This is a genomic window from Halorubrum tropicale, from assembly GCF_001280455.1.
Taxonomy (GTDB): domain Archaea; phylum Halobacteriota; class Halobacteria; order Halobacteriales; family Haloferacaceae; genus Halorubrum; species Halorubrum tropicale.
This window is the reverse complement of the sequence record NZ_LIST01000009.1, coordinates 18786-41917: the sequence shown is the minus strand read 5'-3', so window position 1 is coordinate 41917 and position 23132 is coordinate 18786. Positions and strand designations below refer to the sequence as shown.

Annotated in this window: 17 protein-coding genes; 10 read left to right on the top strand and 7 right to left on the bottom strand. The window is 54.4% G+C overall.

From position 1 onward, the window contains the following. Position 1: 1 nt before the first annotated feature. From AMR74_RS15815 to AMR74_RS19270, 4 genes are all read left to right on the top strand, one after another. The gene (locus AMR74_RS15815; protein ID WP_053773018.1) at positions 2-1135 is read left to right on the top strand and encodes an ABC transporter ATP-binding protein; all 1134 of its coding nucleotides are present in this window, start codon (positions 2-4) and stop codon (positions 1133-1135) included. Next, positions 1132-2295 carry an ABC transporter ATP-binding protein gene (locus AMR74_RS17925; protein ID WP_077152415.1) on the top strand — a complete coding sequence of 388 codons (1164 nt, stop codon included), beginning with the start codon at positions 1132-1134 and terminating at the stop codon, positions 2293-2295. Before AMR74_RS15815 ends, AMR74_RS17925 begins: the two co-directional genes overlap by 4 nt. Further along, the gene (locus tag AMR74_RS17920) at positions 2295-3380 is read left to right on the top strand and encodes a TrmB family transcriptional regulator (RefSeq protein ID WP_077152414.1); all 1086 of its coding nucleotides are present in this window, start codon (positions 2295-2297) and stop codon (positions 3378-3380) included. Before AMR74_RS17925 ends, AMR74_RS17920 begins: the two co-directional genes overlap by 1 nt. A 480-nt stretch (positions 3381-3860) precedes the next feature. Beyond that, complete coding sequence (locus AMR74_RS19270; protein ID WP_167551934.1) at positions 3861-4022, top strand: hypothetical protein; 162 nt, start codon at positions 3861-3863, stop codon at positions 4020-4022. A 63-nt stretch (positions 4023-4085) separates the two neighbouring features. Here the strand turns inward: AMR74_RS19270 and AMR74_RS15810 are convergent, their stop codons facing one another. Together AMR74_RS15810 and AMR74_RS18260 are read right to left on the bottom strand one after the other, a co-directional pair. Beyond that, the gene (locus tag AMR74_RS15810) at positions 4086-5129 is read right to left on the bottom strand and encodes a hypothetical protein (protein WP_053773017.1); all 1044 of its coding nucleotides are present in this window, start codon (positions 5127-5129) and stop codon (positions 4086-4088) included. A gap of 518 nt (positions 5130-5647) precedes the next feature. Beyond that, positions 5648-6648 (bottom strand): IS630 family transposase gene (locus AMR74_RS18260; RefSeq protein WP_139043036.1). Its coding sequence is split into 2 segments (ribosomal slippage): positions 5648-6156 and positions 6156-6648, totalling 1002 coding nucleotides; the frame shifts between segments, so codons are not numbered across the junction. Between the two features lie 123 nt (positions 6649-6771). On the opposite strand from AMR74_RS18260, the gene AMR74_RS15800 reads away from it, so the two are divergent. Then, the gene (locus tag AMR74_RS15800) at positions 6772-10587 is read left to right on the top strand and encodes a helicase-related protein (RefSeq protein ID WP_053773015.1); all 3816 of its coding nucleotides are present in this window, start codon (positions 6772-6774) and stop codon (positions 10585-10587) included. A gap of 23 nt (positions 10588-10610) precedes the next feature. On the opposite strand, the gene AMR74_RS18255 is transcribed toward AMR74_RS15800, so the two are convergent. After that, a complete protein-coding gene (locus tag AMR74_RS18255; protein ID WP_082356908.1) occupies positions 10611-14015 on the bottom strand; it encodes an Eco57I restriction-modification methylase domain-containing protein in 3405 nt (1134 codons plus the stop codon). On the opposite strand from AMR74_RS18255, the gene AMR74_RS19715 reads away from it, so the two are divergent. Further along, positions 14014-14286: a hypothetical protein gene (locus AMR74_RS19715; RefSeq protein WP_053773014.1), complete on the top strand. Its 273-nt coding sequence runs from the start codon at positions 14014-14016 to the stop codon at positions 14284-14286. The genes AMR74_RS18255 and AMR74_RS19715 overlap by 2 nt on opposite strands. Before the next feature lie 396 nt (positions 14287-14682). Next, the gene (locus AMR74_RS18780) at positions 14683-14952 is read left to right on the top strand and encodes a hypothetical protein (RefSeq protein ID WP_139043035.1); all 270 of its coding nucleotides are present in this window, start codon (positions 14683-14685) and stop codon (positions 14950-14952) included. A gap of 375 nt (positions 14953-15327) precedes the next feature. Here the strand turns inward: AMR74_RS18780 and AMR74_RS15785 are convergent, their stop codons facing one another. Together AMR74_RS15785 and AMR74_RS15780 are read right to left on the bottom strand one after the other, a co-directional pair. Next, positions 15328-15564 carry a hypothetical protein gene (locus AMR74_RS15785; protein WP_053773013.1) on the bottom strand — a complete coding sequence of 79 codons (237 nt, stop codon included), beginning with the start codon at positions 15562-15564 and terminating at the stop codon, positions 15328-15330. Between the two features lie 221 nt (positions 15565-15785). Next, positions 15786-16778, bottom strand: a complete 993-nt coding sequence (locus AMR74_RS15780) for a hypothetical protein (protein WP_053773012.1) — start codon at positions 16776-16778, stop codon at positions 15786-15788. 540 nt (positions 16779-17318) lie between these two features. Between AMR74_RS15780 and AMR74_RS15775 the strand changes: the two genes are divergently transcribed. The 3 genes from AMR74_RS15775 to AMR74_RS15770 all read left to right on the top strand — a co-directional run bounded on the left by AMR74_RS15775 (position 17319) and on the right by AMR74_RS15770 (position 22047). After that, positions 17319-20525, top strand: a complete 3207-nt coding sequence (locus tag AMR74_RS15775; RefSeq protein ID WP_394324742.1) for a DUF5817 domain-containing protein — start codon at positions 17319-17321, stop codon at positions 20523-20525. A 334-nt stretch (positions 20526-20859) separates the two neighbouring features. Next, a complete protein-coding gene (locus AMR74_RS18775; RefSeq protein ID WP_139043034.1) occupies positions 20860-21438 on the top strand; it encodes a hypothetical protein in 579 nt (192 codons plus the stop codon). 177 nt (positions 21439-21615) lie between these two features. After that, complete coding sequence (locus AMR74_RS15770) at positions 21616-22047, top strand: TRAM domain-containing protein (protein ID WP_053773011.1); 432 nt, start codon at positions 21616-21618, stop codon at positions 22045-22047. 64 nt (positions 22048-22111) lie between these two features. On the opposite strand, the gene AMR74_RS17905 is transcribed toward AMR74_RS15770, so the two are convergent. Together AMR74_RS17905 and AMR74_RS20085 are read right to left on the bottom strand one after the other, a co-directional pair. After that, positions 22112-22459: a DUF6788 family protein gene (locus AMR74_RS17905; RefSeq protein ID WP_077152412.1), complete on the bottom strand. Its 348-nt coding sequence runs from the start codon at positions 22457-22459 to the stop codon at positions 22112-22114. A gap of 232 nt (positions 22460-22691) precedes the next feature. Further along, entirely contained in the window at positions 22692-22859 is a 168-nt protein-coding gene (locus AMR74_RS20085) for a DUF7837 family putative zinc-binding protein (protein WP_008584112.1), read from the bottom strand. Positions 22860-23132: the final 273 nt, after the last annotated feature.

Sequence of the window (23132 nt, the reverse complement as noted above, 5' to 3'; positions counted from 1 at the left end):
AATGGAACAACCCACAATAGAGACGGAATCTACGTCAGGTTCGGAACCGTCGACATCTGGCGCGGTCAGCGTTGAGGGACTTACAAAAGAGTACGACGATGTTGTCGCAGTCTCCGATCTGAATCTGTCCATCAAACCCGGCGAACTACTTGTCTTGCTCGGCCCGTCTGGATGCGGCAAGACCACGACGCTGCGAACGATCGCCGGACTCGAGCACGCGACTGAGGGAGCAGTCCATTTCGACGACGAAGAGGTGACTCGACAAGCACCTCAGCGCCGAGATGTCGCTATGGTGTTCCAAAGCTACGCTTTGTACCCACACAAGACTGTCCGTGGAAATCTACGGTTCCCGCTGCGAAAGGTTGGGATCTCAGAGGAAGTTGCGACCGAGCGGATCGAGGAAATCACCGAATTACTCGAGATGGATGAACACCTAGAAACACGGCCCGCACAGCTCAGCGGTGGACAGCGACAACGCGTTGCTGTCGGCCGAGCGCTCGTCCGGCAACCACATCTACTGTGTATGGACGAACCGCTGAGCAATTTGGACGCAAAACTACGTGTGGAGACTCGGGCCGAGCTCCGACAACTCCAGCAGCGGCTTGACATCACGACACTCTATGTCACGCATGATCAAGAAGAGGCAATGAGTATCGCAGACAGGATTGCGGTTATGAACGACGGGCACATCGAGCAGATTGGCACGCCTGAAGATATCTACGAACACCCCACTAACGAGTTTGTTGCCTCGTTTATCGGCGATCCACCGATGAATATGTTAGATCCCGACAATGTCACCAAAGTTGGGATCGATATCCCAGCTGGTTCACTAGAAGTTCCAGCCACGGTTGGGGTTCGTCCAGAGCATATCTACCCAGCGACGGCTGACGGTGAGCCGTCGACTGAAGAGCAGATCGGGGTTGAACGGTGGTCGAACCCCGTGTCTTTCAATGTTGAACTCATTGAGCCGGTCGGCCGGGCCTACGAATTGCTATTGTCCCGCGATGCGTTCACCCTCACAGCCCGCTTACGAACGCTCCCAGAAGGCGTACATGAAGGCGAGTCCACCTCATTCGTCCTAGATCGTGATAGACTGATGTGTTTTGACTCGACCGGCAAGGTGATAGATACATGACTGAATTTCGGCTCGAAAACGTCACAAAGCGCTTTGGTTCCGAAACTGCGGTATCGGATCTCTCATTACGTGCCGATGACGAGTTGCTCGTTCTCGTTGGCCCCTCTGGCTGTGGGAAGTCAACGACGCTCCGAATGATCGCTGGCCTCGAGCAACCGACAGAAGGCTCGATATACATTGGCGGTGAGGACGTCACACACCAGTCGCCGAGTGAGCGTTCGATCGCGATGGTATTTCAGAACTATGCGCTCTACCGAACGATGAACGTGCGGGAAAACATCGGCTACGGGCTCAAGCACTCGAGTTCGCTTTCAGCGGACGAACGGACTACAAAAGTGCGTGAAATCGCCGAGATGTTCGATATTGATGGGCTTCTCGACCGTGAGGTATCGGAGCTCTCTGGCGGACAGAAACAGAGGGTCGCCCTCGGTAGAGCACTCGTCCGTGACCCAGATGTGTTCCTTCTCGACGAACCGCTCTCCAGCCTTGATGCGAAGTTACGCTCGCGTATGCGGACTGAACTCCAGCATATCCAGCAGGAACTCGGTGTCACGACTGTATATGTCACACATGATCAAAAAGAAGCGATGACAATGGGTGATGAACTAGCTATCCTAAACGACGGTGAACTCCAGCAGACGGGATCACCTGAAGCGACTTACGCTCGACCAACGAATCGGTTCGTTGCGTCCTTCCTCGGGAGTCCATCGATGAATCTATTGAACGTGAACACCGAGCGCCGTACCGGTGGTGTGACCTGTTTACTCGATGGGCAGGAACTCGTCAGTCTGTCAGACGGCGGTCAGGCGACTGACCGATCGGTCCAACTCGGAATCCGTCCAGAAGATCTTGAGTTACTTGCCGAACCACCGAATAATGCCGTGACTGGAACTGTTCGCCACGTCGAGTATCAAGGTAACGACAACTTCGTTCAGATCGAGTTTGCCAACAGAACGCTGACTTGTATCGTCCCAACCGTAGTACAGCTCTCTCTAGGAGAAACTGTAGGACTTAACTTTCCGTCTGACCACGTTCACCTGTTTGATATGGAGACTGGTGATACCATTCGAACGCCACCTGTCGATCCGGGTGAGTATCGTAATCAGTCGGGCGCGCTATCGGCTGATCATGGCGAGTCCGACCCCCAGAGTGGCGAGTAATGAGTGATGAATTCAGCCTCGACGTGGGGCACCTCACAGACCGGCTTCAAGAGCTCGGGCTCAACGAATATCAGTCTCGAACCTATATCGCAGTAGTCGAACTTGGCGAAGCGCGCCCGCCGAAGATCGTCGAGAAATCAGGTGTGCCACAGGCCCGAATCTACGACGTCATCGATGATCTCAGCGAGATGGGGCTTGTTGAGGTCCACGAGAAGAGTGGAGGGAAAACAGTCGGGGCCCCCCCACCTGACGTCGCACTCGATGCCTACAAAGAACGTCATGTCAGTGAATTCTCAAACATAATTGACTCTGTCTCTAGCCAACTTGAGACAACCCACCAACGCGAACAGGCTACTGGTGGCTCTGTCACTGTATTGAGCCACGACGAGTCGGCAAACCGTCATATCCGCAGCGCGATTGAGACTGCAGAGTGGTGGCTCGCGCTCTCCTTGACGCCTGACCGATACGCAGAATTCGAAGACGACATCCTTGAAGCCCTCAACCGCGGCGTTACGGTTCGACTTGTCGTCACAACCTCTGATTTCGACGCGAATGTCACAGAAGGTGCGTTCCCCGACAACTTACTTGTTCGATCCCGAAAGTTGTCAGACCTGTTTGTTGCCGCTGATCGCTCATATTCTGTATACAGCGGTGACATGCCAACAAGCGACGAACGGTCCTACCACGTCGTCACGAATCAGAACCTAGTTCTTCAGTTCCAACAGTACTACGAGCAGATTTGGACCTCGTCCCGTATTGTTCAAGAACCGCATTCCCTTCCACGCCGATACCTTGACCCATGGCGAGCGATCCTCGATCTCAAAACAGAGTTTGATAACAGTGAGCCTTTGAACGTCCGTATTGTCGGCTATGAAACTGGTTCGAGGATGAGTGGGGCTTGGACGGGGACTGTTGTTGATTATGAACTACAAGGACCAGCCGATACCGATTACAAGGTTTCTATTCCTGTCAAAGCGACGTTGCTTGTCGATATTGATGGGAAAGAGGTCACTGTCGGCGGATGGAAGGCTACTATTGAAGATATAGCAACTGAAGGGCTTGAGGTCTCACCAAGTGGGGGCTGATAATTGGTTGTTCCGTTCTGTTGAATGGGCGTTGAGTCACAATTGAACATGTTCACACAACGATTCTATGTTTCTGATATCGAACGTCAGAATAACTTCACAGAGCTACCGATACTAGGTCAGGGCCCCATTCTAGTTGGCCAACATTCGTAGTCCCACGTTTCGGGCTTACGGCCCCTATCTCGATATGTGGCTCGCAGTCCAAGATACGTGTCCGCTGGGGCAAGTGCGGGAAGGTAGTAGTTGACACCTGACGGAGGAAGAGTATCTGAATATACTGAGGGCGAAAGGAGGGATCGGATGAGGACAGGGTCAAGCAGGCAGTCTACTACACGATGCGTAGACCGAAGAATAGGTCATTTCGACGGTGATGGGTGGCCGAATCGCAGCTGAAGCCTCCTCAATGAAGAAAGCGATGATCGCAGACGGGGCGGCGTCGTTCGTCCGGTTCTACCTAATGTCGGCATCGCACAGGTCATCATGATCACTGCGATCGGCTCGGGCGATGCGAGCGGTGGCGGTGGTGGCAGTGCTGGTGGGAACGTCGATCTCAACCGGCATGCTAGCCAGATACTTCAGGATGGTATCCTGAACAGGCTCGTCGGCGTTGCGTCCGGTGGGATTCTCAAGAAGCTGGAGTAGTAGTCTAGACCCGCATGGATCGGTGGGGGGTCTCAGCAGGCCTACGCGGTTGCCCGTATGACATCAGTTCGATACTGAAACGGTGATGATATCCTGAATTGTGCCCGCACTAATCGAAAGTGCGTCGGTGATCTTCTCTTTTCGCATCTCGCTCTCGATGTTATTCCGTAGTGCTGCGTCGTAGAGTGCGTTCAGGAAGTCCGTGATTCCATCTGGGTCTTGTAGGATGTCATCAAGTAAAATTCCGCTTTCGATGGTCGCGTACTCGCCTTTCGGCGTGGGCGTGAAGATCGAATCCGCCGCTGAAATATCGCCAATCCCAAGTTCACGATCCGCAACAACGAGTGCCGGATATTCATTGACATCAACCCCGTTCAGCGCGAGTTGCCAGATCTCCTCATCAACTCGGTCGCGGTCCACGATCACGACCTCCAACTGCTCGCGATTACGGCCAAGCAGTGTGAGCTGGTTGTCGAGCTCCTTGTACTTGCTATCGGGCCGACTGTACATCCCATCAGTAAAGTAGTAGATGTACGCGTTAGTGTCGCGCTTTGGGAGCTGGTAGAGCGTGTGCGGCGTGGGTTTAAGCTGCTCTGCGACCGTTGGAGGCGTTGCTTGGCGGCCTGACGCCTGCTCAAACTCCGACTTCGCGTCCGGGTCAAACAGCGCCTCGACGTTCAGTTCCGTCGCAGTAGTGTAGGAGGCGTACTTCGTGTAGACGTAATCAAGGAGATCAGGGAGCGGTTCCTGATTGAATCGCTCTTTGATGACCTCGGCAGCCTCGAAGAAGGGACCATACTGATCCACGAGCCCCCGCGCAACCTGCTGGCCCTTCGTTGTCAGCGAGTAGATGAACTTCTCCTGTCCGTACTCGTTGGTGACTGCGGTCCGCTCGATGAGACCGTTGTGACGAAAGACATCGAGATCGTGGTGAAGGGACTTGGAAAAGGGGCCGAACCGGTCCGGCCGAAAGTCATCGTATGCGACCGGCATGTCCCCCTCCTCCTGAGCGAGGAAGACGAGTTTTTGGAAGCGCGTCGCGCCGTCAATAGACGCCCTGTTATCGGTGTATAGGACAATGAGCGGCACGAGTGTGTTGTGATCCATAGGCTCTTCGGCGTTAGTGTGTGATTGTTTACGCTATGCGTAAGTATCTAATCATGGCGGATCAATTTCATTTTGACACCGCCCTCATGTCCGACGGTTTTATATTCAAAAGTGTCGGAAATCTATATCAAGACAAAAGAAGCGCGGAATCGTGCTCCAGATTCGCCAGTACCGAGCCCGATATTGCCGTCCGAACGGCCACAACCGCTGAGAATTGACGAATAACCACCGATGGTATCAGTCGTGTGCCTGTCACTGGGATGTTGATCCACATTCACCGAACTTCGAGACGAGAAGACTAGCGAGGTATTAGAACGCGACGAGGTCACCCTCTACGATGACTACCACGTCGACGGCGACGCGAAACACAAGCTAGCAGATCGAGGCTGACTTGATCGGCGCACACTAGCTGCTGACCGGATCGGCATCGCAGGATCAGTTTTGAGGATTGTGGTAGCTACCAGCCTGTAAGAGACAGCCACAACCCCTGACAAGGAGTGGGCCTCCTATAGTAGACGTTAGAAATAGTTGCTCACTTTTGGGATAGAGATTTGGTCAAGAGCACTGTCGATCGCTGTTGTCAGCTCGTCGAGTGAGTCGAAGAAACGGTTGCTGAGCGCTGCTTGAAGTTGTCTCCAGCATTCCTCAACAGGGTTCAGCTCCGGTGAATACGATGGGAGCGTAACAAACGCGAGGTCGTCACGGGACGCTAGGTCCGTGACGGCCGATGCCTGAAAATACGGCGCGCCATCGAGGACGACAATTAGATCGTCTTCAAATTCTTTACATAGTGCTAAAATGAAATGTTTTGCGTGATCGGCGGTGATGTACTCTGTAAACCGAGAGAAAAAGCGATCGCCGTCCTCGGTGATCGCGCCTAACAAGCACGTCCAGTCCCGTTGACCGGATAATTCGACCGAGGGCCGCGTGCCGCGCGGAAACCACGCGGCACGCGGCTCGACTTGGACAGATTTCTTGGTTTGATCGATACAGACTACTGTGGCGTCCATCTCTTGCCGCTTTTTTTGATCTCGTCGTGAAACGCTTCTTGGTCGTCTTCGTCGGATTCAGCGGCTGTACGGCGTGGTTTTTGATAACTCAATCCCGCTTCTTTCAACAACCGCCGGCAGCTTGGGATTGAGTAGTCGACGCCGTACGTTTCTTCAAGATATTCTTGTGCGAGCGCCGGCGTCCACGCCGGCGCGTCAACGCCGATCTCTTCGGGTGATTCGTGGACTGTTTGTTCAAACTCTTTTTGCTGTTTTTCTGAGATTTTTCGTCTCCGACCAGATCGGTGAGCATCTGTAACAGCTTGTTCAAGCGGTTCGTCGGTATCGAGTCGGTTGAGCCAGTTATAGATCGTTTTCCGCTCTGTGTCGTACCACTCGGCAAGTTCGGTTTGCGTGACGCCGTTCTTGTACGCGATCGCAGCTAACAGCCGTTGCGTCGGCTTGTTTCCATCAACATTGTCAAGCGCCTCTTGGAGTTCTTCGACGGAGATCTCGTTGAGGTGATCCATTACAGGCAACATATATTTCTGAGTAAAAAGTTCTACCGACTACTATAGTCAATTGCCAGTATGGAACGAAAGCGATCTATCACTAACCACTAAGTCAATATAGCTAATATCTCAGATAACACGATGCTTTCTCTCCCTCCCTTGGTAGATAACACCGAGAGGACCGTCGAGGACATCTATAAGAAGATCATCCCACAGATCGAAGAAGCACGTATCGCTACTGGATACTTCTATCTCTCTGGTTTCGATCTATACCGTGAAGATCTCGAACGATTAGCGGACCCGGCAGAACTTGGTCATGCTCCCATTCGTATCTTGATGGGCCGGCAAACGAACCGGAACACAGCAGATGAAATTGGTGAAGGCCAAAATCTCCGTAGTGAACTCAAAGATGAAGTCGAAGAGAGCATCGAGGAATTGAATAACGCGCAGCTCGGTCGGCTTGACCGGCTACGAGATTTCATAGCTGAAGACAAAGTTAGCGTCCGCGTACGAAATCCAGAAAACGGATATTTCCACGCCAAGGGCGCTTCGTTTCGGGCACCACACGATGACGACGACTGGTCGACCAACGATAGCGACACAGACACACGCCCGTGCGCAACCGTTGTCGGTTCCTCGAATTTCACCGCCAGTGGCCATCGGAACAATATCGAGCTGAATCTCACGAGCCAAGATCGCCCCGAAGCGGAGGCGTTCGAAAGCTGGTACGACAACCAGTGGGCAAATGCCGAGGACTTCAGCGAGGAGATCATCCGGATCATCGAGAACAGCACAAAGTATCAGGACTGGCAGGAGCAGCAAGAAGACAAGTCTGATGACGACGAGGCACCCGATAACCTAGGGACGTACATCGAACCGTTCGAGCTGTACAAGCTCCTCGCATACGACGAACTAAGCGGGAACGTCAACATCCGCGACAGTCCGCTGTACTACTTCCAGACACTCGGGTACGAAAGCGCGAAAGAGAAGCTGTCTCAGTTCAACGGCTGTATTATCTCCGACTCGGTCGGTCTCGGGAAGTCCTTCATCGGCGGCGAGCTCCTCCACGACTACCGCCAGCGTGGGGACCGTTGTTTACTGATCGTACCCGCAAACCTCACCAAGCAGTGGGAAGATCTCCTCCAAGACGACACGGACGAAGACGGTAATCCGTACTTCGGTCTCGAAGTCAATGGAACGCACCTCGACGTAATGAGCATCAGTAAGTTCCAGAATCTCGCGTACGACGAGGTACAGGACCTCAAAGAGGCGTTTGACGTTGTACTCGTCGACGAAGCCCACCGGTTCCGGAATCGCGGGAAGTGGCGACCGACTCCGGATCACGACGACGACTACAAGGGAACACGTCGACACGCCAACCTCCGTCAGCTCCGTGGCAAGACGATGATAATGCTGACCGCCACGCCAATTAACAACTCTGCGACCGACTTAGAGAACCTGATCAGTCTGTTCACTAGCCCTGAAGAACTTCGAAACAAGGCGTCGTTAGACTTCGGTGCCTTCGAGGAATACATCGAACTCTCTAAGACGCGGAAGAAGATCGCAGCCGGGAAAGAGGAAGCTAGTGACAAAAAGCTACAGAGTATCACCGAGCAACTCCAGCGCCATTCAGAGGAGATCTCGAAGATCCTGAACGAGGTGATGGTACTTCGGACGCGGAAGCACGTCAAAGACCAGATCCAAGAGGGAGAGGACTTCGAGATGAGCTTCAAGCCGCCGACGCTCAACAAGGAGCAGTATTCGCTTCCGGCGGCGTATCAGCCGGTGTATCGGATGCTACCGGACGTAATGGACGCACTCCACCTCCCGCACATCACGGTGAAGAATCCGAAAGCAGGCGGGACGCTGAAAGCGTTGTACAAGCTGAACCTGCTCAAGCGGCTGGAGTCGTCGACCTACGCGTTCGTTCAGTCGATTCAGACGCTCCACCAGAGCGAGCGGCGACTTCTCGGGCTCCTCGATGGACTTCCCGAGGAGAAGAAGATCGACCTGTTGCGCGCTGCGCAGGACGAAGAGCAGGCTGAGACGCTCGACGACTTCGTGGAAGGAGGTGACGCTGCCGAGGATCTCGAACAAACGCTCGAAGAATTCGGGTTTGACACCACCGCGGTTCGTGCGGACGAAGACACGGAGACCGACGCCCCGGACGAATTAGCGGACGCGACAATCGGTGAGGTGAAGACGTACATCCGAGAGGACCTGACGCTGATCGCGTACTTCCTCTCGCAGTTCATCGGTGATATCGCACAGGACTCCGGTGACGTGAGCAATCAGGCCGTGTCGACGCGGCAGTGGCTTCACGAACACAACGCCGGTGTGCTTCCAGACGTTCCAGAGGAGGATCTGAACCCGATCCTCTACCCGCGGAGCGACCTGAGTGACGTCGACGGAGAGACTCGCGAGTTCTACGAGGCGGTGTTCTCGCTCCGGGAGTTCCGCGATCCGAAGGTCGAGCGGCTCACGGACGTTCTCAACGGCTACGACGACGAGAAGGTCCTCGTCTTCACACAGTACCGTGCCACCGCGGACTACGTCCACAGGGCGCTACTCAACGACCCCGACTCGCCACTCACGGAGGCGAACAGCGCGGTCGTCAAAGGCGGCGACGACAACAAGCAAGACGTTATTCAGCGGTTTGCTCCGGAGGCATCGGGGCACCAGCAGACGCTCGCCGAGTCCGGCGAAGACGAACTCCAGTACGTCATCGCGACCGACACCCTCTCAGAGGGGGTTAATCTACAGGACGTGTCGGTCCAGATCTCCTTCGATCTGCCATGGAACCCGATGCGGATCGTTCAACGCGTGGGGCGTATCGACCGGATCGGGAGTACCGACGAGAAGTACGTCCACAACTTCTACCCCGACGGCGACATCGAGGCGGCGATTAAGCTGCTGAAACGGCTCCAAGCGAAAATCAACGACATCGCGCTCATCGTCGGCAAGGAGAACAACATCCTCGACCCGAACGAGGACCAGATTCTCGAACAGACCGGCGTGGAGACGGAGAAAACGATCGGCGAGCTCCAAGTCGACGAGATCGAGGACTCGCTCCAGAAGTCGCGGGAGGTTGAGGACGTAAACGAGCTCGACGACACAAGCAAGAACCCGCTCCTCCGCAACGCGGGGAGCAACGAACACGCCGCCTACGAGCGGTTCCTGCTCAAGAAGGAACTGAGCGATGAGTTCGGGCTCTCCGAAGACGACTTCGAGTACGCCGCGGATTACTTTGAGGAGTCGCCGGAAGGGCGAGAGCGCCTATACACAAATGTCACCGATCACGACTCAGGGCCACGTCCGGGCGTATTCGGGCTCGCACATCTTTGGTTCGATGATGACGACCACGAGTCACCCTTGGGTCGCGTTCGGCGAGCCTTCTACTACAAGCCGTTCGCAGACGAGGTGAAAGAGCGCCCCGTCGGCACGCTCAAAATCGACCCCGAGGTGAGCGGCGAGCCGATCACGGGCGACGCCGAGAACGTCCTGTCTAACCGAGAGGCGATTCAAGAGGTACTTGATGATCGTCTTGAATCCATCCGGGAGGGACAAGTTGAGGGCGCATTCAATCAGGGAGAATCATTCTCAAAAGAACAAGAAACGATTCTAGATTTTATTTCTCAATATGTCCAACCAAATCACGGGGGAGAACCTGTGAATGGGGATAAGTACGAGACAATTGGTGACTGGGCAGCAACACTGGGGGATCGGCTTCAGAAGGTGAAGTTAGACAACACAGACGAGGATCGTATTCTGCGAGAAACGTTTAGGGACAACGATGAGTATGGCATATACCCGGATTGGCCCGTTCAAGAGTTTCTCAGTGAGTTAGAATCCTTCCTCGATGAAAACATCGAGGTGTCCCCTGAGTACCAAGATACGCTCATTGGGGAGAGTGCTGTGAGGGCACGACTCATCTGTTGGGGCGTGGTCGGCGGATAGCGATTACTTAATCAGGATTTCCTCTAATCGTTGACGGGTTCAAGTCCATAGATCTCCTGTACCACTTCATCCAATTGTTCAATCAGATTTTCCATTTTTGCGGAGTTCGGCTTCTCCAGTTGTTCGTTGCGCTCCTTTTGTAGTTCAATTGCATCCTCCACGATACTGACGACTCGCTGCTCTTGATTTTCGGTCGGGACAACGATCGGGAGAAGGCGGGTGCCGACGGTTGTCTGGCCGACACGGTTGAGGAGACTGTCCATTAGTTCATCGATGAAGGACGAGTTGAGAATCCCCATTACATACTCAAGCGACATTATTTCTTCAGAACTGAATTCGAAATCAGAACCGGTATCCGGCGTAAGGGGTTGGTATGCGAGAACCGTATTGAGGACAACACCGGGATCGAATATTCTCCACGTAGCGTTACGAACGCCTCCACCCTGTTTGGTTGCGAGAATCCGTTTGAAGTATGCCTCGGAGTTCGTCAGACTCGTCTTCTCACGCAATTTGGTAATCTTCTGTTCACTCCAGTCGAAGTACTCATCAGTCGGGGCATAGAACTTGTCATATGTTTTAATAGACCTGTGTGCGGGTACCCAATGGGGAGTGCCATTAATACCATCACGTTTCTCTTCATCTGTCAGTGAACCAACGGCGGCAATCTCATTCGGAGAGACAATTGTGGTGATTTGTGAGTCGGAGCGATTGTAGTACCCCTGTTCGTTGATTTTTGCCTCCTTCCTTGTCCCCTCTTTGACGCCTACATACTCGGTGATATCGTCCGTCTTTACGCCACGACCACCTTCTGCGTAGAGGCCGAAGAGACAGATGTCTCCTGTTTTGAGCTCCTGGAGGTAGTCACGGCAGACCTCCGTTCGGTTAGCCCGGAGGCTCCGGACATTACCGATCTCTTTCTCCCAGTTGGTGTACATCTCCATGACTGGTGTGAAGAACCGTTGGTACCAGCTGATGTTCCGCGCAGATGGCTCATAAAAGACATTTCTGAAGGATTCCTCATAGAGTCGTTTATTGAACTCATAACTCCGGTGAGGCCCAGTCTGCGTTGTTGAGAGTGAGTACTCGCCCCACTCTGTGGCCGGTTCGAAGCCACCGACCTCCAGAAGTTGGGTGTACGACGCGATTGGCGCATCCCGACTGGCGTTATATCGTGTAGTCGTTGGGGATTTTCCCTTTTTCACCGTATAGATAGCCGTCTCGATAGAGACATCAAATGCATCGGGGTTGACCGTTGTCACCTCCAGTAGATCCGGAAGAACCGTTTGGCGAACATCAGCCTTGTTCCGGTTCATTAGGAATGTGTCATTGATAATGAATGAGTAGTATCCACCTTCCTTGACTAGTTCCGAACCCCGATGGGCAAAGAACTGGAACATATCTGTTTTCGCCGAGTACTCATGCCCGTAGCGCTTGGTAGCGCGTTCACGGAGATGTTTTTTGTAGCCGGTACGGTCTTGTCCCTCGTATGGGGGATTGCCGATCACGACGTCGAACCCACCACCCTCATACACATCAGCAAACTGTAGCGGCCAATGAATCGGCGACCAGCTGCGCAGCTCATCTATGGTCACATCATCGTCGGCTACCTGCTGGAATTCTTTCAGCAGTAATTCATCGAACTGAGGCCGGTATTCCTCAATTAGCCTCTTCGCCTCGTTACGACTATCTCTGGCTTCGGTGACTGTTTCAGCATTTTTATGATTCTGAATGGATTTTCGGATTTTGTCAAATTTGGTTTTCTTTTCCCATCCATTAAGATCGGTTTCTCCGCTTTCACCGACGTCAAGTTCTGTATCTACGTAGCCAATTAGTGAGTTCCCTTGCTGAATGTTGAAGTCGATGTTGGGCAAGGGATCTACCTCCCCAGGCTCATCCTGTAGATCGGCTACCATGGACAGCCAGAGTCTCAACTTACAGATTTCTACCGCCCCTTGGTCAATATCTACCCCATACAGATTATTCAGGATTATAGAGCGCTTAGCGTATAGTGACTCATTCGCTTTTCGGGAATCAATCTGCTCTAGTTCATCACGGGTGCGAGCGCTTGCTTCCCAGCCTTGATCCTCATCTTCGAGAAGTTGGAAATATTCGATACATTGGAGGTAAATATCTAGTAGTACTTCTTGGGCCGCAAGGAGGAATGCTCCGCTCCCGACGCCCGGATCCAAGATCCGCATGTTTTTGAGAATATCGTGGTAGAGTGTTTCCACATGGGATGTTTCGACGTTTGAAATCGGAACCTGTTGAGTTGTCGCACCTCCATCTGTGGCCGCAGGTGCGGAATTACTCGGTCCAGTCTCGGTGAATCCAAAGACTGCGTCAAGATCATCATACTCTGTCCCCAGTTCTTCGTTCAGCCGGTCGAGGAGGTAGGGGTGAACTGTCCGCCGGGACATGTATCCTGTAATTTCTTCAGGCGTGTAGTACGCGCCCATCTCTTTCTGATTGACCGTCTTCTCGAAGATGTGGCCTAGAATCGCGGGCGAGAGGTTCTTCGGATCGACGATGTCGAGCCGCTCGTCGACGTTCCAGTTCCACCCCGACAGGAACTCCAGGATGTCGTCGAAGAGTTCGTTCGTCTCTTCGGCGGACGCGCCGAGCTTCGCGTCCGGGAACTCCTCCTCAACTGGGTTCTTCGCGAACAGCCCGCCGTTCAGGTACGGGAGGCTCCCGAAGTCGGGATTCTGCTTGTCCTCTGCGAGGTAATCGAAGAACAGCGGTCGGTAGAAGTTCTCGTACTGGTCCTCACCGTCGTCGACGACGTCGACGGGCTGCTCGTGGAGGTAGTTCGGATTCCGGTCCAGCAGGCGCTTCTCCTGAATGAAGTACAGGAAGATCATTCGGTCGAGGATGACCTGAACGTACCGCTGCTTCGCGTCGCCGCGATCGTCGGGGATCCCGGACACCTCCTGAACGAGGTTCATCCGAAGTTCCTCGAACTCCTCGTAGAACTCCTTGACGACCTGTTGGGTGTCGTACAGGGTGTCGTAGATCGCAGTAGAAGAGCCGTACTCGATAGAATTGAGCTTCTTCAGAACGGTATTCTTCTCGCCGCTGTCGCTCGTGAACTGCGCCTTGGTAAACGAGATCTTCTGGTGTTTGATGCGCCCGTGCTGTTGGCCGTCCCAGCTGCGCATCCGCGTGAGGAAGGTGAACTCCTCGAAGTCGTTCGTGGCGACGAGGTTTGTGTGTCGAGAGCGGTTGTCCGGCTTGAAATCCGTGGCCGTCTCACCAGGCCCTGCGTTGACCAGCACGACAAACTCGTCATCGTCGAGCTGAAGCACAAGCTCATTGTCCTCTCCGAGGTTCGGACGCGTTTTCAGTCCGCGTTTCTCGAAGGAGTTGGAGATATCCTGGAGGGAATCCCAGCCTGCGATATCTTTCGCAGTAATCTGCTGGACTGACATGGCTATTGAAAATTCACTAACTCATATCAATGTAAGGGAAACGCAGGAAGAACTCGGGGGTTTCACGCACCTCCGCGAAACGGCGACGAAGACGAATTTGCTCGTTGACCGGCTGAAAACGATCAAGCTGCCCGGTATCGATGACGTTGCTGACGACTTGGAGAACTACCTCGAAGCGATTGGGTGCGTCGAGGAACTTGACAAGAAGATCACGAAGATAGACGACCTAATCGATGAAAACGTGTACGTGTTGTACGGACTCACAAATTGAGAATCAAAATAACACAAAAAGAACTATCGAGTAAGTAGCTTTAGTGGTCGTGATTATTGCGCTAATTGCGCTCACTCGGTCCCACGACACACCCGCAACGGACGTTTTTCACTTCCGTTCAATCGATATTGCGAACCAACACCTTATGTAGAAATCGATGAATAGGGGGCTAAAAATGTTACATAAGATAACGTGTGCCGCTGATCAGTGAATCTGGAGTCTGTCGTCATGATTGACATCGACCGTGGTCTGTCTATCGATCTCGTCACGTCGCCAACTATAGAGCGGAACGGCTCATTCAGTACCGAAATCAGCCTAAGAAGCCTGTTCACCCTCTGAGGCTTTCGGGGACAAAATTATAACGATCGAATATGTAGGTTTCGATAGGTGGTATGTATGACCACACCAAGCTATGCGGGCGCAGAGTCGCACCACCACCCAGATCGCGGCATTGAGACGGGTGACACCGCAGTCTGGCCACTCCTTGAGTGCCTCGGTGGGAGCGTAGGGGCCGGCATTATTTTTCTCCTCTCACTCCCTGTGTTAGCCGATGTCATGAGTCCGCTTGGAGCCCTGTCTCCAACCGGGCTCCTCGTCGTGTTTCTGTTCGCATGGCTGTTCTTGTGGCTGCTCATCGCTGTGACTCGCGAGCGAGTCACCGACTGAGTGGTCACAGAACAGTGTCCACACTACCCTCAGTCGAACACGTTCGCAAAGTCCTGAAGAATCTCTTGTGACGATTTTCCATCAGCACGAGAGGGGATCGGATCTTCCCAGCATTCAATCTCGAGTGAGTAGGCAGTCGAGACCGAATCCGGCTCCGTTGTCACATTAAAAATCGCCGTCTGATAGATCGCAAGGATGCGGCGATCATGGACACTAACGTGATCGATGCCAACTCGATTCAGGACTGCTGGGATATCGGTGGGACCAGAGAGATACCGAGACGGTTGGAGAATCCGGGTCACCCATACCATCGATTCTCACATCAGACTGATAAACCATCTGTGCTGGAGAGCCTCGAGGTACTCGCGTTGACCGTTAGACAAACGCCTGCGTCCGCTCTGCTGTGTGCTTGCTGACGACCTCGGTGACACCCTCGCGATCAAGCATCGCTTTGTGGAGCGCTTCCTCGATTGTTCTCAGCTCGCTTATCTCGTCGGCGTCATCGATTCCTTCCTCCCATGCTTCGCGTTCACCGGGTCGGAGGACTCCACGGTCGTCGAGCGCGGCGACCAGCTCGTACAGATCCTCGGAATACGCAGACAACTGCGCCATATCCCATTTTCCATTCTGTATATGGGTTAGGTCTTTCTTTCAGACTCGAATCTGTTCACTGTGATATCAAGTAGAGTTCAGCAGACGATTGGTGAACACTCCGTGAGTAAACTGGTCCCCTAACTGGGTTGATACTCTTGATCGGTAGCTCGAGAATACCCATGTCAGGACCGACGTCGACCGTGGCGTGTCTCGCCCCCTCGTCACATCGCCGGACCGACTCACCGGTCGGCACTCGAGCGCGTGTGATACGAGTGTCCCGACTTGAATTCGGTCAACTCTTCGATCCGCGATTCGAGCTCTTCAACTTCGTCGCGAAGCTGGTCGGCGTCGTCAGCATCGCTCGCCGCAAGTTGGTCTTTCAGCCCTTGGAGCCGTGTCTCCTTGCGATCTTCGTCCACCTCGGCTTTCCGAACGTACTCGGTTTCTTCAGTCTCGTAGACATCGCTTTCGGCGACATCGGCCACCTCGAGCGCATCATCAACTTTCCCGCGATCAACACTCACCACCCGGTCACGGTCGATCCCGGCTGCTTCGAGCGTGTCCAGCACCTCGTCATCGTCTTTGAGCGAGCGGTTCGTCCGAGCAGTCCGCTGGACCGAGCCGTACGAGCCCGAGACGGGTCGATCGTGATGAAGCCGGTCTAACAGCGTGTCGGCGATCTCCTTCCGGAGGTCGTTGGCGTTCCGTTGAACGTCCGAGAGCAACGTGTACAGGTCGATGAGCGTCCCTGTCTCGACCCCTTCTAGCGCCTCCACCTCGTGGCGTTCCAGTGCGTCGACAAGCAACAGCGCATCCGCGTAGACATCGAGATCGGGTTCTGTCCGTTCGTCAGGATCTGGGTCAGGAGATACACCCTCGTCGAGTAACAGCGAGGTGGTTGGCTCTTCGGTCTCGATAATCATACCTCGGTCGTCGTTCACCTCGAATCGTGGATGGAGACTCAATACCGTCGGGTATGGATCCGCATCGGGTGGGAGCCGATCGAGGTCGAATCCGTTGTTAGAGTCAGAAATCCGCCGATATAGCGTCTCGAACTGGTCTTTTTGAAGAGGCCGCGACTCACCACTGTCTCTGAACCTGATGATGACACGGTGTTCCTGGACACCAGTAATCTGAAACCGCTTGTTCGAGAGTGGTGTTCGGAACGTGGCTCCTTCCGGAAGATCATCTAACTGCTCAAGGAGGTTATGCCAGCTGACCCGAAACGACATATTCGTACAGAGATAGTCGGATGCTAAATGCTTGAGGCTGCTTACAGAGTTCACAGCTGTATCCGAGTGCGTGGATGCTGATCGGATGAATTCGTAGGAGGGCTCCGAGGTGGAACCAACCCTAATTGTCAGTTACTCGCTTTAGAGGTGTATAAACCGCCTGAATACGGACACCGGGACAAAATAACAGTAATTGTATGTATGTCTGACGCTCGCCGTGAGTATTAAGACGGAGGCCGGCGCAACATCGCAGTATGCACGGCTAGGCGATGTTTAGAAAGGGGGGAAGTTCCCCTGTTGGCAGCAGGGGCCGCTTGGGAAGGGACAGGATGGCACCTGTCCGAGGAAGCTTTCCTATTCCTCATTTCTTCCGAAGTGGTCTTAATGGTTGCGGTGGTGAGAGTCATCTCTGGCTTTCGCCGATAATCCGCTCTGCTGTCTCTGAGACGGCCGATTATTCGATTTCGGCCGTAGCGTCGAGCACGTGCGCGGAGAGCGCACTATGCAGGACCACCCGGCTCATGGAGGTGTGCCAGCGGCGTGAGTCGCTTCGCTGTCGTTGGCTGTTCCAACTGTAGCCAACACTGGGTCATCGAGGATGCCGTCAGTAGTGGAGCTGCTAGCACTCATGAGTGCCCCCGGTGTGGGAGTCAGTATTCAGATGGCCAGTTGCGACGTCGAGCGAGAGCGGACACGTGGGAGAACGCTGTTGAGCAACGGTCGGCGCTTCTCGCGAACACTCGCAATGCGAGCGCTGAGTTCGACGAGGTTGACCGCTACGCCGATCTTGAAGACGAGTGGGACCGCGACCTCGTCGGCCAACCGCTCGGCGTACAAGTGCTTACAGGAGCCTTCTCAGACGATCAGCACCTCGACACAGCAGAGCGAGAGACATCCGACAAATCCGATCAGATCTCTCGTCAGCTTGGAGATCTCCGTTGTGATGAGGACGCAGGTCTCTGGATGGTTCAGCAGTACCCGGCTGTGTCGTCTGGGACAGTCCACCTCGATAAGGAGAGTCGGCCGGGTGAACTCTGGCAGCGTCTTGTTGGGGTCCTCGAAGCCGATATTGCGCTCGCCGTGCGCGAACTCGTCGGTGGCGTCGCTGATGGGGTCGCCTGGCAGAGGCTTGAATCGATTATCGACGATCGGCTCGGGACAGTCGACCGAGAGGCCCTTCCAGACGCGGAGAGCCTGAACGGGTCGATCGTTGCGTCGACGCTGTTGAGCTTGTGTAAGGACGTTGAGTCCGAGCAGCACCAGCAGGCGCTCGAACTGCTCGAGAGCTTTGGGAGCGCAGAGTTCGGCCCGCTTGGCATCGGGTTCCCTGGTGAGTTTGCGGATGTTCGCCGGGTTGTGAAGCCGTTGCTCGCAGCCGCGGACCATACGCCGACACTCACCGTGCGGATCGATGAGTCATTCCGAGAGATCGACCATGCTGACCAACGCCGGCAGATGGTCCAGCTGCTCAGTTGGCTTGGCCACGGTGTGGACGTCCGGGTCGTGTTTGAGTCGTCCATCTGGATGCGGCGCTTTGCTTGGAGTTATGATCCGGAAATCGACGTCGACGAGTTGGATGGGAACGTCCCGGACGTGGCAGCGTTCGATGTGAGTTCACAATGCGATACAGGCCAGCGCGCTCACGGAACTGTCGACGACCATGTCGCAGCCGCGTGTGAGGCGCTTGAGGCGGACGGCGAGGTTGTCGCAACCCTCGCCCGTATTGGTGCGGAAGCCGGCCAGACAGCTAGCTACGAGGCGCTCTATGAGGCTGCTCCGTACGACGACCCCAACCAGTCCCGGAACAACGTCGCGTACCACCTGCGCCAGCTTCGCAAACACGAACTCGTGACGGATCGTATCGCGACCAGCGACGGGAGCAAAGTCGCAATTCGACCGGCTGGTGTGCGTTTCCTCGAAGAAATCGGCCGATCTGGAACGCGACAGCAAGCCCTTCAGAATTTTGTGAGTCGGACCGGAAAATCCGCCGACAATTTGGAGTCTAGACCCGCGCACACACGTGAGGGGGGGACCGGGTGGAGCCGCGACCGCCTCCCAGCACTCCACACCATCCAGCCGCTTCCCCACTCTACGTACCAGGCCGCCGTCGCGGCGACCCCCGAGAATGGCGTCGCAACTGTCGATGCGGCGGTCTCCGAGTGGGACGATCGAGCGGCTCCCCGCCGCTACATGGACTGGGACGAGAATCGCCTCGCTGTGGCCGCCGAGGTCGACAATCCGATGCAGTGGGCGGTCTGTACTGCTCGCTCGTTGGGTGATACATTTGTCTGGGACAATCTGCTAACTGACGACCGGCTCGACGAGAATGGCGACTTCCGCCGGCTCCTCCAAGAGGCACCTGGCGTTCTCCAAAATAGTGCGTGCCTCGGGTGGATTGCTGAGGAAGACGAGCTGGTTGATGATATCGATGAGTTCGGGGACCGAATACAAGCCGTTCTCGAGGAAATCTGCGAAATGACGCGGGACATGACTCACGGCGAGTACCGCGAGTATAACTCTCGGACAGCCTTTCGGACGAAGATTCTCACCGAGTCTCTCGGCGTGATCGGCGTGATGACCCGATTACTGGACTTCGCCGGCGTCGACATTCTTCGGATCGGCCGCATACCCCGGTTCAAGAGCGATTTCGATGACGAGAAGCTCTCGAGTATCGCGAAGTTCGTCGGGATCAACTCGGCGATCGGGTCGAAGTACGGGATGGCATCGGTGTTCCGGCAACTGTTCGAAGACCGTCACGAGGTGCTTCGGTGGTCGATGGACGTCGATGTCGACGCCGCAGAGCCGTTCGGTGAACTCATCGGCTCGTGGTGTCTGTTTGCTGATTACGGCGAGCGCCAGGAAGTGTTTGCTGAGAAGCTTCGATCCAATGTCTCGCCGAAGGATATCCGGGACGACGCCCCCGAGATCGGCGTCCGCGTCCCTGTCCAGACGTCGGCGAGCCGAGCCCAGTACCGGGATCTGCTTGAGGAAGCACTCGAAGAGAAGAATCTCCTTGCGACTCCAGAGGCAGTATCGGTACTCCACGGGTTGTGTCGGTCGCCGCTCGCTATCGCGAACGGCGTCGCCCGAGGCTTGGAGCCGGAAGCCGAGACGCGACATATCCGGTCTGTAGAGCTCCGGCGTATCATCGGAGCCCTGTCACCAGAGCAGGTTCTCCGGGATGCGTCGTCAACGCCGCGAAAGGCGCTCGTGGCACTCGCTAATGCCGATGAATTCCTGACGCAGTCAGCACTCGCGGAGAGAGCCGGCGTGTCGGCTCGCTCGCTTCGTGACCACCTTCCTGACCTCGTCGATGCTGGGATCGTCGCGACGGCAAATGCTGGCTATCGACTCCAGCTGTCGTTTGAAGAGACGGACCGCGGCGACGGAAAACTGCCTGAACGGTACCGGGATATCTACCCACAATGGGTGAGCGATCCGACTGTTAGCAATGACGTCCACGCTGCGGCTGGAGCGTTACGGACAGCTCGGGATCATCATGGACCGGATGGACCCGTCTCACCAGAGGAAGTCGGCTTCGCTGGCGACGTCTTGCTGGAACTTACAGAGCCATGGCCGTTACTGGATGAGGTGCTGCCAGCGCTGTGGGCAGTGACTGCGAGAGCGTGCTATCGAGAGGACGTCACTGTCGCTGGTGGGGCTCTGGTTGAACGCGAGACTGAGATAATGGGGAGACGCCCGCGTCAGCTGAGCCTTCAAGAAGCGACTGGGGAGGTTGTCGGATGAGTTCTGGAGGAATTTAGGTGTCTGTCACCGAGATTCGTGGAGGCTTGGTAGGTCGTTCTCGCGGTCATATACTTCACGAGATTGTTGGGCCACTCACGCTGTTCCTCCCGAATTGCTCGCCAGTGTCCGACTCGTTTATTTCGTCACATTCTCGGTGAGCTAGCCGGCAGACTGAGCCTGCTTCTTTGACGCTCTTCAGTATGTCTCTTCACCATTTTGCTCAAACGCCGAAGATAGGCGTCTTACCTGCTTCGGAGGAAGGTATTCACTAATTGACTTACCGATGTTACTACGGGGGTTATTTTGATACATATCGGTGATAGTAGCAGAGTGTATGGCAGTATCAACGACTCAGTTGATTCTTACAGGAGTAATTGTTTTTGCCTCATTTGCTGGTGGTTTAGTGTCGGTGCTAATCGGTCAATTTCTTTCGTTCTACAGGGACCAGAGAAGCGATATTGAAGAGTTAGCCCAGTTGATTGAGTCAGTCTATTATATTGATGAAATAGCGACGCCTTATACAGATAGTCCAGAAGATGTCGATCAAATAATTTCTGAGATGAAGCGTCATTACCTGTCTAATAGATGGTGGATGGATGATGAATTAGAATCGGACATGGGTGAATTGATACACGATCTTGTGATGTTCAGGGATAACCTCCAACGCTTGAAAAAATATGAAAACATGGACCCTGAAGATATAACCGAAGAAAGTGGTGGGAACGAAGCTAAGCTAATTAAGCATTATGTGCGACATTATGATTCTGTGAATGAACAGACAAAAGAACGGATTGAGAGTATTTCTAATCAAGTGATCTCCCAGTATCAAAGGATACCAATACGCCGATTTGTGCCTCGTTTCTTTGGAGAGTTATCTGTTGATTCTGATTTGAGCTACGGATCGACTGATTAGTTACGTGTATTGAGCGATAGGTGAATGACCTGTATTGATCGATCTGATCTGCTAGTCTTTCGAGGAGCTTCTGTTCGGGACCTGCGCGTTCTCTTCAGCACATACCAGATTACCATCTCAGAGTAGCGTGAAACGCGAGATTTAGGTACGTCGGCTAGCTTAGACTCGTGATACTTGATGATCGAGATTTCTGATTCGCTTCGCTCTGTATTCAGTGCTCAAATCGAAGAACGTGACGGGTCATATGTCGTCGATATCCCCGCGAGTGAAATCGAACACGACGCACTCGCTGCCGACGAAACGTACCGCATCGCAATCTTGGCGTCAGAATCTTCGACAGGCCAGAAGGCCCAGCAAGAGCAACCCCAAGCGGCTGCGCAAGAACCAACCCCGACGTCGGACGGTCCGCCTGTCGATGAGGGTGAGGTCCGCGACGTGACGATCGAGACGACCGGTGATCAAGGCGACGGCATCGCGAAGGTTGAACGCGGCTACGTCGTGATCGTCCCCGGCGGACAACCAGGCGATGTGCTGACAGTCGAGATCGAGCAAGTCCAAGAGAACGTCGCGTTTGCCAGTATTGTCGAACGCGACTCACGCGCGCTGTAACGCCGTTTATCGCCGACCACCTGTAGGCCGGCTTGGTCGAAATTTTGGTAGTCTCGACTCACCGCTACTCACTTCCTGGTTTCCCGACGTACTCTGATTTCATCGTCCCATTCTCACGATAGTAGCGATAGAGATACGGGCCATGCATATCTGCGGGATCCCCGCTGGCGCATTTACAGCTCGCGTCGCCACAGGTGACTTTCTCTTTGATGACGGTTCCGCTTTCTGCGCTATCGGACTCGTCGACGGGCTCAGCAGTCTCGGGAAGCTCGTTGGTGTCAACCGATTGGTCGCGATACTTGATGAGCGCCCCGACGTAGTTCCGTATCTCATGGAGTGTTTCCGTATCCTGTTTGGGGAGTCCCTCTGCGAGATACTTCGGGAGCGAGGCGGGTGGTGACGGCTGCTTCATACCTTATGTAACAATTGGAGTCACTTTAACGCTCGTTTGATACATAAGGTATTGAGATCGCTCCACCAACTGTGAGCGCTTCAGTGATTATTTGAGATCGTAGGCCGCAATCTCGTAAGAGCCACACTGTGGACATTCATCGACGTCCTTCTCGACGCTGTATCCACAGTAGCGACACTCGTGGTGCGTTGTCGATGGCGGCTCAAGCCTGACGATCTGCTTGATGAATTGTTTACTGAGCATTAGTAGGGTCGACGATTTCGCCACAGCCGGGACATTCGGCCCACACGCCTGGGTCACCGCTAGCTGTTTCATAGTGGATGATCGCGTGTCGATCCGTGACTGTCTTGCCGCAGAACGAGCAGGTGCCACGGACTGTCTCTGGGTTGTCTGGAGTCATCCTCACGATCTCGGGAGCTATGTTTAGGGGAGAGGGAGCGTGTGACACTGTTTTAGACCTGACTCGGTTGTTAAAACCGACTCAGCTGTGCTCCCTCTCCTCAAAGTTAGAGACTCTGTAACTTATACTTCGGGCGAGCGGGGCGAAAGTACTGTTCCGGGACAGCAGTGTGACCGCTGATCGTGGGTAGCTATCACGCAGTCACGATAACTATTGATGATAGTGGACGTCCAGCTGTCCTCAGGATCGTCACGTTGTTCCGCAGCTCGTGGC